We start from the raw sequence: 15,125 nt of genomic DNA, 5'->3' as shown, positions 1-15,125 counted from the left end.
GAAAAAGCCGAAAAGATGTAGTTAAATTACTAGATTGGCGAGATAAAAGATGCATAATTTGGATATCTTACAAAATCAGAAAAATGACCTATTTTTGATTCAACTCAAGAATTTAATCCCATTGAAATGGCATTTTGTCGGATTTTCTTGACCCAGATCAATTTTGGTAATATTGCCACCGTGGTATATATGACCCCATCAAAGAAAAGGTGTAAGGCAAGGGCCCTTTAAGTCATCGCCATAGACGGTAGCTTAAATACATCAGGGTAATTTCCTTACAGTTGGATTCGCGTTCCCATTGAGGAGTCATACCATGATCAAAGGCATTCAAATCACCCAGGCCGCCAACACCGCTCTGCTGAACTCTTTCTGGCTGCTGGACGAAGAGAAGCAACAAGCTCGCTGCATCTGCGTCAAAGGCGATGCTTTCGCTGCCGATCAAGAAGTGCAACTGGCTGACCTGGGTCAGTTCGAATACCGCGAACTGCCGGTTCAGGCTGAACCTGCTGTTGAAGGTGGCCAGCACCTGAACGTCAACGTGCTGCGTCGCGAAACTCTGGAAGATGCTATCGAAAACCCGGAGAAGTACCCGCAGCTGACCATCCGTGTATCTGGCTACGCAGTGCGTTTCAACGCCCTGACCCCGGAACAGCAGCGTGACGTGGTTACCCGTACTTTCACCCAGAGCCTGTAATCAGCGCCCTGCAGTGAAGAGCTGATACTTGCGGTATCAGCAATAAAAAAACGGCCGATTGGCCGTTTTTTTATTGCCCCCGCACCAGCCAACGCGGCCGTGCGGGGGAAACAGCGCTTACGCCCTGTCCGCTTCCAGTTGCCCGACCTTGCCGCCGAGCACTGCATCCATTTTCTTCTCGTCCAGCTGCTTGCAGTATTTGGCGACCACCACGGTGGCAACCCCGTTACCGATCAGGTTGGTCAACGCCCGCGCTTCGGACATAAAACGGTCGATCCCCAGGATCAGCGCCAAACCAGCCAGTGGCAGATGGCCCACCGCCGAAATAGTCGCCGCCAGCACGATAAAGCCACTACCAGTCACCCCTGCCGCCCCTTTCGAGGAGATCAGCAGTACCACCAGCAGGGTGATCTGTTGGAACAGATCCAGCGGCGTATTGGTAGCTTGGGCGATAAAAATCGCCGCCATAGTCAGATAGATGGAGGTACCATCCAGGTTAAAGGAGTAGCCGGTCGGAATGACCAGCCCCACCACCGATTTCTGGCAACCCAGCTTCTCCATCTTGTCCAGCATCCGCGGCAGTACCGACTCGGAAGAGGAGGTCCCCAGCACGATCAGCAGCTCCTCGCGAATGTAGGAGATGAAACGCAGGATGCTAAAACCTGAGGCTTTAGCGATGCTGCCCAGCACAATGAAGATAAAGAAGAGGCAGGTGAGATAGAAGCAGGCAATAAGCTGGCCCAGTTGTACCAGTGAACCTACTCCATATTTGCCGATGGTAAATGCCATTGCCCCGAATGCACCGACCGGCGCCAGTTTCATTATCATATTGATAATGCCAAATATGACTTTGGAGAAACTGTCGATGACGCCGAAAATAACCTGTCCCTTTTCACCGATATGATGCAGGGAGAAGCCAAACAGCACCGCAAACAGTAACACCTGCAAGATATTACCGCTGGCAAAGGCACCGATCACACTGCCCGGAATAATATCCAGCAAAAAGGCGATAATGCCCTGGGACTTGGCCTGCTCCGCATAGGCGGAGATGGCGCTGGCATCCAGCGCAGCCGGATCGACGTTCATACCGGCACCCGGTTGCAGCAGGTTGACCACACACAGCCCGATGATCAAGGCGATAGTGCTGACCACCTCGAAGTAGAGCAGAGCAATGGCGCCGGTCTTGCCGACCGCCTTCATGCTCTCCATCCCGGCAATGCCGGTAACCACGGTACAGAAAATAACGGGGGCGATGATCATCTTGATCAATTTGACGAAGCCATCACCGAGGGGCTTCATATCGGCGCCCAGTTCCGGATAGACATGCCCCAGAAATACCCCGAGGGTAATCGCGAGCAATACTTGAAAATAGAGGCTGCTAAATAGTTTTTTTCGCATTATTAACGTCCTGTTAATTTAATTGCACATTGTTATGGCAGCAATAAACATGCAGATAGCCGGACGAGATATCTGCGTACCTCACCCGATCCATGCTGTTTCTGCATTACTACGGTGACCACTTTACATGTAATGAAAAACAATTAAGAGACATTAATCACACAACAAAATTAACACCATTAACACCACAGCAACCGATAATTGTTTGCTCGTGGATTAATTTGAGTCTTCAACTAAATATGGCAGATATAAAAATACCCCGCATTGCGGGGCATTTTCATCAGGCATGACAGCGTCGGGATCAGGCCGAGGTATCGAGGGGTTCGAAGCCCTTGATCAGGTCATCGATGGCCTTCATCTGTTTGAGGAAACCTTCCAGCTTCTCCAGCGGCAGGGCACTCGGGCCATCGCAGCGAGCAATTTTCGGATCCGGGTGGGATTCGATAAAGAGACCGGCCAGACCGACTGCCATGCCGGCACGTGCCAGCTCGGTCACCTGCTCGCGACGACCACCGGAGGCGGCACCCAGCGGATCACGGCACTGCAGGGAGTGGGTCACGTCAAAGATCACCGGATAGCCACCGGTGCTCTTCTTCATCACGCCCAGACCCAGCATGTCCACCACCAGGTTGTCGTAGCCGAAGTTGGCACCGCGCTCGCACAGGATCAGCTGGTCGTTGCCGCACTCCTCGAACTTGTCGGTGATGTTCTTCATCTGGCTTGGGCTGAGGAACTGCGGCTTCTTGATGTTGATAACGTTGCCGGTGCGGGCCATCGCCTCCACCAGATCGGTCTGGCGCGCCAGGAAAGCGGGCAGCTGGATAACGTCCACCACCTCGGCGACCGGCTTGGCCTGATGGGGTTCGTGCAGATCGGAGATGACCGGCATGCCGAAGGTCGCTTTCAGCTCCTGGAAAATCTTCATCCCCTCTTCCAGGCCCGGACCGCGGTAGGAGTGGATGGAGGAGCGGTTGGCCTTGTCCCAGCTCGCCTTGAAGACAAACGGGATGCCCAGCTTGCTGGTCACTTCCACGTACTTCTCGCACACAGCCATCGCCATATCGCGGGATTCCAGCACGTTCATGCCGCCAAACAGCACGAACGGTTTGTCGTTGGCAACGTCGATCTGGTTGATCTTGATATTCTTCTGTTCCATCTAAGACATCCTTAATAAAAGGGCCTGAAGCCAAGTTACTCCGTTGCAGCCGAGCGCAGCGGCCTTGATATTCTTCTGTTTCAGTTTCAAGCCGCCCTTAATGGAGGGGCTTGGGGCTCAGATCCAGCGCGGCCAGCTGCACTTTCAGCACATCGGCCACCGGATCGTCCGGGCATTGTTCAATAAAATATTCAAAATCGTCGGCGGCCTGGCGCGGGCAATCGAGCTGCTCGTAGATAAAGCCGCGATCCCGCGTCTCCAGCGGATCGCCGGGCTTCATCCGCAGCAACAACTCGCTGCAGCGTAGTGCCTCGGGCATACGATCTTCCCGCAGCAGGGCCCCCTTGCTGACGTTGAGCAGCCGTTCGATGATCTCCCACTGGCCGGAGGGCTGCAGGTAGTCGGGAGTGAGGGTCGCCAAGTCCCCCAGCGCACCGCGCAGTAGCAGCTCGATGCGGGCCAGACTCAGCTCGTCGCCAGTAAAGGGGTCGACATAGACCTCCCCCTCGCCACCGGCAAAGCTCACCAGGAAGTGGCCGGGGAAGCAGATCCCCTCCACATCGAGCCCAAGCTTGCGCCCCAGCTGGATGATGAGGATGCCGAGACTGACCGGGATCCCCTTGCGCTGCACCAGCACCTGATTGAGGTCACAGTTGTTGGCAGAGAAATAGTCCTGCCAGTCGCCATGAAAACCGAGGCTGTGGTAGAAGCCTTGCAGCAACTGCTGGCGCACCTCGTCGCAGGTGCCCTCTTCGATCTGCTCATCCAGCCACTCGTCCAGCAGGTTCAACTCGCGGATCCCCTCCTCGACCGAGCCATAAATTTCGTCACTGACCGACAACGCCAGCTCGGTGATGTCGTGGGCTTCGAAATCGGTCCATTCGTCTATGTGTAACATTCTCTTCATGCCTTAGCCGAACACACTCGTCTGTTTGAGCACTGCCAACTTGGCAATAAAGTAGATCCAGCCAAGCGCCCCCAGAAAGGAGCACCAGCGCACCAGATTGCTTTTGGCCAGCCGCAGCGCCATCGCCGCCAGAAATACCAGCACCAGAATGGCCATCAGCTTCTCGCTGAGCCAGGGAATTCCGTTATTGAGCGGGTTGAGATCCAGCACCATGCAGAGCAATACGCCGGAGAGCACCACCAGACCGTTGAGCCAGCCGCTGACCTTCATCACCGGCGCGCTGTAGGCACGGCCAGTAGCGGTCTGTACCCAGTAGAAGCGGAGCATAAACATCAGCACGGCCCCGGCAATCAGGGTGAGGTGCAGGTGTTTGAGCACAAAAACCATATTCAATCCTTGCATGGGGGCGCACAGGCAACCCGCCGTGTAACAGTGAGGAACCGTCAGCGCAGCGGGCAGAGGCCCAGCGTCACCCTGTCGTTATCCCCGTAATCACGCACCGTGGCTACCTCGCGGTAGCCGCCATCACGCAGCAACTGACGCACCGCCTTCCCCTGATCCCAGCCATGCTCCAGCAGCAACCAGCCATCGGTCAGCAGATAAGCGGGGGCATGGGCCACGATGTGGCGGATATCGGCCAGCCCGGCGTCATCGGCAACCAGCGCCGAGCGGGGTTCAAAGCGCACATCACCCTGCTCGAGATGGGGATCGGCGCCATCAATATAGGGGGGATTGGAGACAATCACCGCAAAACGTGGCGTATTGTCGCGATCCGACTCGCCAAGGGGCTCGAACCAGCTGCCGTCGCGCACCTCGATGGGCAATCCCAGCGCGGTGCTGTTCTCGCGGGCCAGCGCCGCGGCATCGGCCATCCGATCCACCGCCCACACATCGATTTCGGGCCGCTCGGACTTGAGCGCCAGCGCGATGGCGCCGGTGCCGGTGCCCAGATCCAGCACGGCGCACGGCCCCTGCGGGATTCTGGTCAGCGCCTGCTCGACCAGCACCTCGGTATCGGGGCGCGGGATCAGGGTCGCCGGGCTCACCTTGAGGGGCAGCGACCAGAACTCCCGCTCCCCCACCAGATGGGCGATGGGTTCGCCATTGAGACGACGAGCCAGCCACGTCTGCAGGGTGGCCTGCTGGGCGGCATCCAGCTCACGCTCGGGCCAGGTCATCAGATAGCTGCGACGACACCCGAGCAGATGACAGAGCAGTACATCGGCATCGGCGCGGGGGGACTCCCCCCCGGCCAACACAGTCATGATATGGGCGCGGGCCTGCTGGATCTGCATCAGTGCCACTCCACCTTATGAGCACAACACTTAATGCGAGCTTGCCGGGTCACCATTTGCATCAGTTGTTCTCGGCCAGCGAGGCGAGCTGATCGGCCTGATACTCTTGCACCAGCGGGGTGATGACGCAGTCCAGATCCCCTTCCAAAATTTCGGAGAGGCGATAGAGGGTCAGGTTGATGCGGTGCTCGGAGAGGCGGCCCTGCGGGTAGTTGTAGGTACGAATGCGCTCGGAGCGATCACCGGAGCCCACCAGATTGCGGCGGGTACTCTGCTCGGCGGCGCGGTGGCGCTCATCCTCGGCCGCTTGAAGGCGGGCGGAGAGCACCGACATTGCCTTGGCGCGGTTCTTGTGCTGGGAGCGCTCGTCCTGACACTCCACCACCAGACCGGTCGGCAGGTGGGTGATGCGGATGGCCGAGTCGGTCTTGTTGACGTGCTGACCGCCGGCACCGGAGGCGCGGAAGGTGTCGATCTTCAGATCGGAAGGGTTGATCTCGATCTGCTCGGCTTCCGGCACTTCCGGCAGCACGGCGACGGTACAGGCGGATGTGTGCACCCGGCCCTGGGATTCGGTCTCCGGCACCCGCTGTACCCGGTGACCACCGGATTCAAACTTGAGACGGCCATAGACGCGCTCGCCGTCGATCTTGGCGATCACCTCCTTGTAGCCACCATATTCACCGTCGTTGCAGCTGACGATGGAGACGCGCCAGCCCTGACGCTCGGCAAACCGTGAATACATGCGGAACAGGTCACCGGCAAAGATGGCCGCTTCATCGCCACCGGCACCGGCGCGGATCTCCAGATAGCAGTTGTTGTCATCCTTGGGATCCTTGGGCAGCAACATCAGTTGCAGCTCCTGCTCCAGCGCCTCCAGATTGGCCTTGGCCAGCGGCAGCTCCTCCTGCGCCATCTCGCGCAGGTCGGCATCCTCCTCCTCCAGCATCATCTGGGTGGTCTCCAGATCATCCTGAGCCTGACGGTAACGCTGGAAGGCGTGAACGATATCTTCCAGCTGGGCATATTCGCGGGTCAGGGCGCGGTAGCGATCCTGATCCGAGACCACGTCTGGCTCGCCGAGCATGGCCTGTACTTCTTCGTGGCGCTCGATGAGGCCTTCCAGCTTTCTGATCAGTGACGGATTCATAACTCTTGCATTCTCAATGGAGGACGGGACAACCGGCAGGTTGCCCGAAAATTATGGCTCTTGTGACAACCCCAGCGCCTGCCGCAAGCGGGAGAGCTCGCTCTGATCCCCCTGGGAGGCAGCCTGGCGCAACGCCTGGGTCGGCGCGTGGATCAATTTGTTGGTGAGGCGATGGGCCATCGCCTTGAGCGCCTGTTCGGCACTCTCGCCCTGCGCCAATGCCAGCAGGGCCCGTTGCAACTCTTCATCAGCCACTTGCTGTGACTGATGGCGGTAATCGCGAATGAGGTCGACCGAGCTCTGGCCGCGATACCAGCCCATAAACTCGTCGCGCTCTTCCTGCACGATCACTTCCGCCTGTGCGGCAGCCCGTTTACGGGTTTCGAGGTTCTGCTCGATGATCCCCTGCAAATCATCCACCGTGTAGAGATAGGCATCGGAGAGCTCATCGACTTCGGCTTCGATGTCGCGCGGCACGGCAATATCCACCAGAAACATGGGTTTGAAGCGGCGGGCCTTCAGCGCGCGCTCCACCATCCCCTTGCCGATGATGGGCAGGGGGCTGGCGGTCGAGCTGATGACAATATCCGCCTCGTGCAGATAGTCGGGGATCTCTTCGAGCGTCATCACCTGGGCGCCGAATTCGGCTGCCAGGGTCTGAGCCCGTTGCAGAGTCCGGTTGGCCACCATCATCTGGGTCACGTTCTGTTCGCGCAGATGGCGAGCCACCAGTTCGATGGTCTCCCCCGCCCCGACCAAGAGCACCTTGGTCTGGGAGAGATCGGAGAAGATCCGCCGACCCAGGCTGACGGCGGCAAACGCCACCGACACGGCACTGGCGCCAATCTCGGTATCGGTGCGCACTCTTTTTGCCACCGAGAAAGATTTCTGGAACAGCCGCTCCAGCGCCCCCTTCACCGACTCCGCCTGCTGGGCGTGGGCATAGGATTGCTTGATCTGCCCCAGGATCTGCGGCTCCCCCAACACCAGCGAGTCGAGCCCGCACGCCACCCGCATCAGGTGGCGCACCGCCTCTTCATCGTGATGCTGATAGATGGCAGTGACCAGTTCGGCCGCGTCCAGCCCGTGGAACTGTTGCAGCCAGCGCAGCACTTGCTCCTGCCGCGCCTCCTCCAGATTGCAATAGAGTTCGGTCCGGTTGCAGGTGGAGACGATCACCGCCTCGCTGACACCGGGTTGGCTCACCAGCTCACGCAAGGCGCGATCGATGCAGTCCGGGCCAAAGGCGACCCGTTCCCGCAAGGCGACACTGGCGGTGTTGTGGTTGATTCCGAGGGCAAGCAAACTCATGAGTGGGCGACGATCATTTCATACGCTGGGTGCAAAGGCTGCCAATTGTACGAGAAAGGGTAAGTCTTTAAAAGCAATACGGCCGCCCCGTATACTGTGGCAAATTCCTCTCTCTGGAGCCGTCTCTTGCTGCTACGTATTTTTACCCTCACCTGCCTGCTGTTGCTGGCCGGTTGTGCCACCACCCAGCCCCAGCGTGACCAGGTGAACTGGAACCAGGAGCGGACCCGTCTCGAGCAGCTGACCCACTGGCAGCTATCCGGCAAGATGGCCATCATCACCCCCCAGCAAAAGGGCAGTGCCCGCCTCAACTGGCAGCAGGATGGCGATGATTATCGCCTCAACCTCACCAGCCTGATTGGCACCAGCATTCTGGAGCTCTCCCGCAGCAAGGGGGAGATCACCCTGCTCGACAGCGACGGCAATCGCCACCAGAGCCAGGATGCCGAAGCGCTCATCTATCAACTGACCGGCTGGAATATTCCGGTTGCGGGATTGCCAGAGTGGATCAAGGGACTGCCGGGTCAGGCGGAGTTTGAACTCAACCCCGACAGCAGTCTGGCCAGCGTGCGCGACGGCCAGTGGCAGATCGTCTATGGCGATTATCGGGATCAGGATGGCTACCGCCTGCCGCACCAGCTGACCATGACCGGCCAGAACAGCCGCCTCAAGCTTCAGATCAACCAATGGACTCTTGCACGTTAATGGCTTCCACACGCTGGCCGGCACCGGCCAAACTCAACCTGTTTCTACACGTCAATGGCCGTCGTCCCGATGGCTATCACGAGCTGCAGACCCTGTTTATCTTCCTCAACCACAGCGACTGGCTCGAGTTCGAGGTGATACCGAATAGCGACACACTCACCCTGAGCCCGGCCATTCCCGGGGTGCCGGATGAGCAGAATCTGATTATCCGCGCGGCACGGCTGCTGCAGGCAACTCTGCCGAGCCCGCAAGGTGCCCATATCCGGCTGGAGAAAGTGCTGCCCATGGGGGGCGGCATTGGCGGCGGTTCGTCCGATGCAGCGACCACGCTGGTGGCGCTTAACCACCTCTGGCAAGCAGGTTTGAGCGAAGATGAACTGGCAGCGCTCGGCGTCCAGTTGGGGGCCGATGTGCCGGTGTTTGTCCGTGGCCGGGCGGCCTTTGCAGAAGGAGTGGGCGAGCGGCTGCAACCGGTCGAACTGCCCGATGCCTGGTATCTGGTGCTCAAGCCCGATTGCCATGTAGCGACCGCTGCCGTATTCCAGGATCCGGACCTGCCGAGAGCCACGCCGAAAATGTCGCTGGACAACCTGCTGGAAGGCGAGTGGAAAAACGATTGCGAATCACTGGTGAAAAAGCGCCACCCCGAGGTTGCCAATGCGCTCGGCTGGTTGCTAGAATACGCGCCGTCAAGAATGACGGGCACAGGAGCCTGCGTCTTTGCTCAATTTGAAGACGAAGTGACTGCTCGGGAAGTGTTGGCCTGCGTGCCGAAGGGACTTGATGGGTTTGTCGCCAAGGGCGAGAACATATCACCTCTCTTCTCCACATTGCAACAGTTCAAATGATTGGGGTATCGCCAAGCGGTAAGGCAGCGGGTTTTGATCTCGCCATTCCTAGGTTCGAATCCTAGTACCCCAGCCAATTCCCAAGTATCAATGATGCGTTGTGATAAACGTGGCCGGTTTTGCACTCGGCCACGGATTCGGGTTACCGGTATCATCAGAATCATTGGGCAGCAGACACCCTGTACGTTATCTTGATAAATCGTTTGCCCCAAAACGATAGGGTCTGATTTCAGACTCCCCCACATACTGGATGCAACCCCGAGGTTTCAAACCGTGCCTGACATGAAGCTGTTTGCTGGTAACGCAACGCCGGAACTAGCCCAGAAGATCGCAGATCGCCTGTTTATCAAACTCGGCAATGCTGCCGTAGGTCGCTTTAGCGACGGCGAGATCAGCGTACAGATCAATGAGAATGTACGTGGTGGCGATATCTTCATCATTCAATCCACCTGTGCCCCGACCAACGACAATTTGATGGAATTGATCGTCATGGTGGATGCTCTGCGTCGTGCTTCAGCTGGCCGTATCACTGCCGTTATCCCCTACTTTGGTTATGCCCGTCAGGACCGTCGCGTCCGCTCCGCCCGCGTACCCATCACCGCCAAGGTTGTCGCTGACTTCCTCTCCAGCGTCGGTGTGGACCGCGTGCTGACCGTTGACCTGCATGCCGAGCAAATTCAAGGTTTCTTCGACGTTCCGGTAGACAACGTGTTCGGTAGCCCGGTGCTGCTGGAAGACATGAAGTCCAAGAACCTCGAGTCTCCTGTCGTTGTCTCCCCGGACATCGGTGGCGTCGTGCGTGCCCGCGCCATCGCCAAGCTGCTGGATGACACCGACATCGCCATCATCGACAAGCGCCGTCCCCGCCCGAACGTCTCCCAGGTCATGCACCTGATCGGTGACGTTGCCGGCCGCGACTGCATCATCGTTGATGACATGATCGATACCGGCGGCACCCTGTGCAAAGCTGCAGAAGCCCTGAAAGAGCGCGGTGCCAAGCGTGTATTCGCTTACGCTACTCACCCGGTCTTCTCCGGTTCTGCCGTCGAGAACATCAAGAACTCCGTGATCGATGAACTGATCATCACCGACTCAATCCCGCTCACTGCGGAGATGAAAGCGGTAGGCAAGGTCAAGCAGCTGACGCTGTCAACTGTACTGGCCGAAGCCATTCGTCGCATCAGCAACGAAGAGTCCATCTCTGCCATGTTTGAGCATTGATAGATTCAGCAATAACGAAAACCGCCATCAGGCGGTTTTCGTCTTTCTGGACCTTCTCTTTCCAACTTTCTGCTATCTGGTACGACCCTGCCCCCGGCAGGCTTAAGGATTTACCCATGAATTGCTTGCGTCCCCTCCTGCTCGCGACCCTCACCTCCGCCCTGTTCGCCTGTCAGCCCGCCAAAGAGAACCCACCCTTTGTGCTGACCTTGGCTCACATGAACGACACCCACTCCCAGTTTGATCCGGTCAATGCCGAGATCAAAGGGCAGATCTTTGCCCAGCAGGGGGAAACGGACACCCTCTATACCCGCTTTGGCGGTTACCCGCGCCTGCTGACCATGGCGAAAGCCTATCAGGCCGAGGCGCTGGCCAAGAACCAGCCCTTGCTGCTGCTGCACGGTGGCGATGCCTGGCAGGGCAGCGGCTACTTCAAACTGAACGAGGGGATGGCCAACGCCGAGTTGCTGAGCCAGTTCGGCCTCGATGCCATGGCACTGGGCAACCACGAGTTCGATCTGGATAACCAGAAGCTGGCCCGCTTCATCGAGGGGGTCAACTTCCCGGTGCTGGCCGCCAACCTCGACACCAAGGCCGATCCAGCCCTCAGCAAGGCTGACAACCTCAAGCCCTTCGTGGTCTACGCCTTTGACGGCAACCAGAAGAGCCCGGTCACCGATCTCGACAACCTGCCGCAAGGCAAACAGCTGGTCGCCGTCATCGGTCTGGTACTGGAAGACATGGGTAATATCGCCCCCAACGTCGGCAAGCTGCGCTTTGGCAAGGAGGTCGCCTCGGCTCAGGCCACGGTCGACATGCTGCAAGCCAAGGGGATCCACCAGATTGTGGCGCTCACCCACATCGGCAACGAGCGGGATCTGGCGCTGGCCGCCAAGGTAAACGGCCTCGATGCCATCGTCGGCGGCCACTCCCACAGCCTGCTCGGCGATTTTCGCAACATTGGCTGGGGCAAGACCGGCGATTACGCCAAGCTGGTGACCAATCCGGATGGCATCGGCAAGACCTGCGTGGTGCAGGCGGGCTCCTACGCCCAGGCCATCGGTCTGGCACAGGTGACCTTTGACAGCCAGGGTCAGGTGACAGACTGCCAGGGCCACAACAGCCTGCTGGCCAGCCGCGACTTCTTCGCCGATGCGGCGCGCAAGCAGGCGCTCGACGAGACCCGCAGCAAAGAGGCGAGCCAGTTTGTCGACAACCAGCCCAATCTAGTGACCGTGGATGAAGACCCGCGCCTGCGCGGCATCATCGACAGCCACTACAAACCGGCGCTGGAGAAAGCTTATGGCCCAGTGATCGGCACCATCCCCGAGCAACTGCAAAATGCCCGTCGTCCCGGTGACAACGGCAGCGACAGCCACGGCTCAGATGTAGCGCCGCTGGTTGCCGAAGGGGAGTTCTACTGGGCCAATACCCCGGCCGTTCAGGCCCTGACCGGTGGCCCGGTCGATTTTTCTCTGGTGGCGGTTGGGGGCGTGCGCGCCGACCTGCCTGCTGGCGAATGGCGCGAGGGGGATAGTGCCCTCACCCTGCTGCCGTTCAAGAACCAGCTCTCGGTGCTGACCCTGACTGGCGCCGAGGTGCGCGCCCTGCTGACCGAAACCATCACCGCCACCCTGCCCGCCAGCGCCCATGCCGGCAAGTTCCCCTATGGCGGCCACCTGCGTTACACCTTCCAGGAGACCGACGCAGGCAAAGCGGGCACCCTGACCCAATTGCAGCGCAAGACCGCAAGCGGCGAGTGGCAAGATCTGGTGGATAGCCAGCACTATCGGGTAGTGATGAACGCCTACAGCGCCAACGGCAACGATGGCTGGCAAGCACTGGCCAATGCCCAGCGTCAGAAGAGCGAGCGGGTCGATATCGCCAGCGTCAATGGCAAGTTGACCGCCTTCCCGGTGCTCAAAGTGGCACAAAACGGCGAACTGCTGAGCGCCGTCTATGCCCCGGGCCAGCCCCTCGATTGCAAAGCCAGCGGCGTGGATTGCGGCACCGATGCAGCCTCTTTCGTGGAGTATGTCCGCGATGCCCGTCCCACCCTGACCGCACTGGATGAAGAGACCGTCACCCTGCTGCGTGCCAAATAACGACGGTAGTCAACCGGGCACAATCCATCGGTAAGCTGAAACGGGCCTCATGCAAGAGGCCCGTTTGCCCACCGTTAGCCACCCATTGGCCGCAATAATGCTGCAAATCCCGCCATAACATGCGCATTGGTTGAGTGATCGCCACTCGGCGGCTAGAATATTGCGTCCTATTGCCCTGGGTAGTGTGCCCACGGCAGCTGCGAGTGAAGACATCAAGCGTGACAAGCGAAATCAAACTGATCGTCGGACTGGGCAACCCCGGCCCGGAATATGCCAAGACCCGCCACAACGCGGGCGCCTGGTATGTGGAGCAACTGGCCCGCTGGCACAATGTCAGCCTGCGTGAAGAACCCAAGTTCTTCGGCCATACTGCCCGCATCCTGGTCGAGGGGCAGGATGTGCGGCTGCTCATCCCGAACACCTATATGAACCTCTCTGGCAAGGCGGTGGCCGCACTGGCGCGTTTTTATCAGATTGAGCCGGAAGCGATTCTGGTGGCCCATGATGAACTGGATCTGCCGCCAGGCATCGCCAAGTTCAAGCAGGGTGGTGGTCACGGTGGCCATAACGGCCTCAAGGACATCATCGCCAAGATGGGCAACAACAATAACTTCTTCCGGCTGCGTCTCGGGATCGGCCATCCCGGCAGCAAAGAGCAGGTGGCTGGCTTCGTCCTGACCAAGGCCCCCAGCAGTGAACAGAACCTGATCGACGCCGCGCTGGACGAGTCTCTGCGCGCCACCGACATCCTGTTCAAACAAGATATGACCAAGGCCATGAATCGCTTGCACAGCTTCAAGGCGGAAAAGGGTTAGGTCGGTTTGACCCTGTACGGGCATTGTGCCGGTACATGAGCAACGACCAGAACAAGCATGACATGGGCCGCCTGCGGGCGACCCCCAACAGCATCCATCAAGTAAGGTAACAATCCATGGGTTTTAAATGCGGTATCGTGGGCCTGCCCAATGTAGGCAAATCCACCCTGTTCAACGCGCTGACCAAGGCCGGTATCGAAGCCGCCAACTTCCCGTTCTGCACCATCGAGCCGAACACAGGTGTGGTGCCGATGCCGGATCCTCGCCTCGATCAGCTGGCTGCCATCATCAATCCGCAGCGCGTTGTGCCGACCACCATGGAATTTGTGGATATCGCCGGTCTGGTTGCCGGTGCCTCCAAGGGCGAAGGTCTGGGTAACCAGTTCCTGGCCAACATCCGTGAAACCGAAGCGATCGGCCATGTAGTGCGCTGCTTCGACGACGAGAACATCATTCACGTTGCCGGCAAGGTCTCTCCCGCTGACGATATCGAAGTGATCAACACCGAGCTGGCCCTGTCGGATCTGGACGCCTGCGAGCGAGCCATTCACCGTCAGTCCAAGCGTGCCAAAGGCGGCGACAAGGATGCCAAGCTGGAAGTGGAAGTGCTTGAGAAGATCAAGATTGCGCTGGAAAACGGCCAGATGATCCGCGGCATGAAGCTGGATAAAGAAGAGCTGGCCGCCGTGAGCCACCTCAACTTCCTGACCCTGAAACCCACCATGTATATCGCCAACGTGGCGGAAGATGGCTTCGAGAACAACCCCTATCTGGACAAGGTGCGTGAAATCGCCGCCGCCGAGAACGCGGTCGTGGTCGTGGTCTGCTGCGCCATCGAAGCCGACATCGCCGAACTGGACGATGAAGATCGCGCCGAGTTCATGGCAGACCTGGGCATCGAAGAGCCGGGCCTGAACCGCGTTATCCGCTCCGGCTACCAGCTGCTCAACCTGCAGACCTACTTCACCGCCGGTGTGAAAGAGGTGCGCGCCTGGACTATTCCGGTCGGTGCCACCGCCCCGCAAGCGGCTGGCAAGATCCACACTGACTTTGAAAAAGGCTTTATTCGCGCCCAAACCATCGCCTTTGAAGACTTTATCAACTACAAGGGTGAGCAAGGCGCCAAGGAAGCGGGCAAGATGCGCGCTGAAGGGAAAGATTACATCGTCAAAGATGGCGATATCATGAATTTCCTGTTCAACGTCTAATCCCATGACAGGCCAGCATTTGCTGGCCTGTTTTTTATCTGCCATTGCCCGGGCAATCATGGCAATGTCGTAAAAAAAAGCAGATTGTTGGGCTTTTGCGCAACAGAGACCAATAACTGGTCAAACGCACTCAAATTGCGTTTTTCTGGCAAAAAAAGGGTTGACGCCCCAGAGCCAGATACGCATAATTCGGCCCGCACGGTGACGAGGTAACGACTCACCGGAAGCAAGGTTGGCTATGTAGCTCAGTTGGTTAGAGCATCGCACTCATAATGCGGGGGTCACAGGTTCGAATCCCGTCATAGCCACCAT

The 15,125-nt window shown here is 58.6% G+C and carries 13 protein-coding genes, 2 tRNA genes and 1 pseudogene; 9 read left to right on the top strand and 7 right to left on the bottom strand.

The window, feature by feature from the left end; genetic code table 11:
• Nucleotides 1-313 precede the first annotated feature (313 nt).
• On the top strand, nt 314-694 hold the full coding sequence (gene grcA / locus OKC43_RS07840) for an autonomous glycyl radical cofactor GrcA (RefSeq protein WP_005334936.1): 381 nt from the start codon (nt 314-316) through the stop codon (nt 692-694).
• 117 nt (nt 695-811) lie between these two features.
• Here the strand turns inward: grcA and OKC43_RS07835 are convergent, their stop codons facing one another.
• From OKC43_RS07835 to hemA, 7 genes are all read right to left on the bottom strand, one after another.
• Nucleotides 812-2,092 (bottom strand): dicarboxylate/amino acid:cation symporter, encoded by a 1,281-nt coding sequence (locus OKC43_RS07835; protein ID WP_204482816.1) that lies wholly within the window; start codon nt 2,090-2,092, stop codon nt 812-814.
• A gap of 301 nt (nt 2,093-2,393) precedes the next feature.
• On the bottom strand, nt 2,394-3,248 hold the full coding sequence (gene kdsA / locus OKC43_RS07830) for a 3-deoxy-8-phosphooctulonate synthase (RefSeq protein WP_005334937.1): 855 nt from the start codon (nt 3,246-3,248) through the stop codon (nt 2,394-2,396).
• Nucleotides 3,249-3,345: 97 nt separating this feature from the next.
• Nucleotides 3,346-4,146 carry a SirB1 family protein gene (locus OKC43_RS07825; RefSeq protein WP_005362204.1) on the bottom strand — a complete coding sequence of 267 codons (801 nt, stop codon included), beginning with the start codon at nt 4,144-4,146 and terminating at the stop codon, nt 3,346-3,348.
• Between the two features lie 12 nt (nt 4,147-4,158).
• Complete coding sequence (locus OKC43_RS07820; RefSeq protein ID WP_236271613.1) at nt 4,159-4,542, bottom strand: SirB2 family protein; 384 nt, start codon at nt 4,540-4,542, stop codon at nt 4,159-4,161.
• A 56-nt stretch (nt 4,543-4,598) separates the two neighbouring features.
• On the bottom strand, nt 4,599-5,450 hold the full coding sequence (gene prmC, locus OKC43_RS07815) for a peptide chain release factor N(5)-glutamine methyltransferase (protein ID WP_270803996.1): 852 nt from the start codon (nt 5,448-5,450) through the stop codon (nt 4,599-4,601).
• Nucleotides 5,451-5,511: 61 nt separating this feature from the next.
• A complete protein-coding gene (gene prfA, locus OKC43_RS07810; RefSeq protein ID WP_042061304.1) occupies nt 5,512-6,600 on the bottom strand; it encodes a peptide chain release factor 1 in 1,089 nt (362 codons plus the stop codon).
• Between the two features lie 51 nt (nt 6,601-6,651).
• On the bottom strand, nt 6,652-7,911 hold the full coding sequence (gene hemA, locus OKC43_RS07805) for a glutamyl-tRNA reductase (protein ID WP_201946230.1): 1,260 nt from the start codon (nt 7,909-7,911) through the stop codon (nt 6,652-6,654).
• Between the two features lie 126 nt (nt 7,912-8,037).
• Here hemA and lolB point away from each other — a divergent pair, with 126 nt between their 5' ends.
• From lolB to OKC43_RS07765, 8 genes and pseudogenes are all read left to right on the top strand, one after another.
• The gene (lolB, locus tag OKC43_RS07800; protein ID WP_201972942.1) at nt 8,038-8,616 is read left to right on the top strand and encodes a lipoprotein insertase outer membrane protein LolB; all 579 of its coding nucleotides are present in this window, start codon (nt 8,038-8,040) and stop codon (nt 8,614-8,616) included.
• Nucleotides 8,616-9,486: pseudogene (gene ispE, locus OKC43_RS07795) on the top strand (4-(cytidine 5'-diphospho)-2-C-methyl-D-erythritol kinase). Before lolB ends, ispE begins: the two are co-directional and overlap by 1 nt.
• Nucleotides 9,466-9,540, top strand: a tRNA-Gln gene (locus tag OKC43_RS07790). The pseudogene ispE and the gene OKC43_RS07790 overlap by 21 nt, the downstream one beginning before the upstream one ends.
• A gap of 197 nt (nt 9,541-9,737) precedes the next feature.
• A complete protein-coding gene (locus OKC43_RS07785) occupies nt 9,738-10,685 on the top strand; it encodes a ribose-phosphate pyrophosphokinase (RefSeq protein WP_005343846.1) in 948 nt (315 codons plus the stop codon).
• A 116-nt stretch (nt 10,686-10,801) separates the two neighbouring features.
• Nucleotides 10,802-12,790 carry a bifunctional metallophosphatase/5'-nucleotidase gene (locus tag OKC43_RS07780; protein ID WP_236271610.1) on the top strand — a complete coding sequence of 663 codons (1,989 nt, stop codon included), beginning with the start codon at nt 10,802-10,804 and terminating at the stop codon, nt 12,788-12,790.
• Nucleotides 12,791-13,008: 218 nt separating this feature from the next.
• Entirely contained in the window at nt 13,009-13,605 is a 597-nt protein-coding gene (gene pth, locus OKC43_RS07775; protein WP_058059203.1) for an aminoacyl-tRNA hydrolase, read from the top strand.
• 116 nt (nt 13,606-13,721) lie between these two features.
• Nucleotides 13,722-14,813, top strand: coding sequence for a redox-regulated ATPase YchF (gene ychF / locus OKC43_RS07770; RefSeq protein WP_100653192.1), 1,092 nt, complete (start codon nt 13,722-13,724; stop codon nt 14,811-14,813).
• 234 nt (nt 14,814-15,047) lie between these two features.
• Nucleotides 15,048-15,124: transfer RNA gene (locus OKC43_RS07765), tRNA-Met, on the top strand.
• The last annotated feature ends 1 nt before the right edge of the window (nt 15,125 follow it).

This window comes from Aeromonas sp. Y289-2 (genome assembly GCF_027705925.1).
Lineage (GTDB): Bacteria > Pseudomonadota > Gammaproteobacteria > Enterobacterales > Aeromonadaceae > Aeromonas > Aeromonas veronii.
Note: the sequence above shows the minus strand (reverse complement) of the source record. Positions and strands in the feature narration are given on the sequence as shown.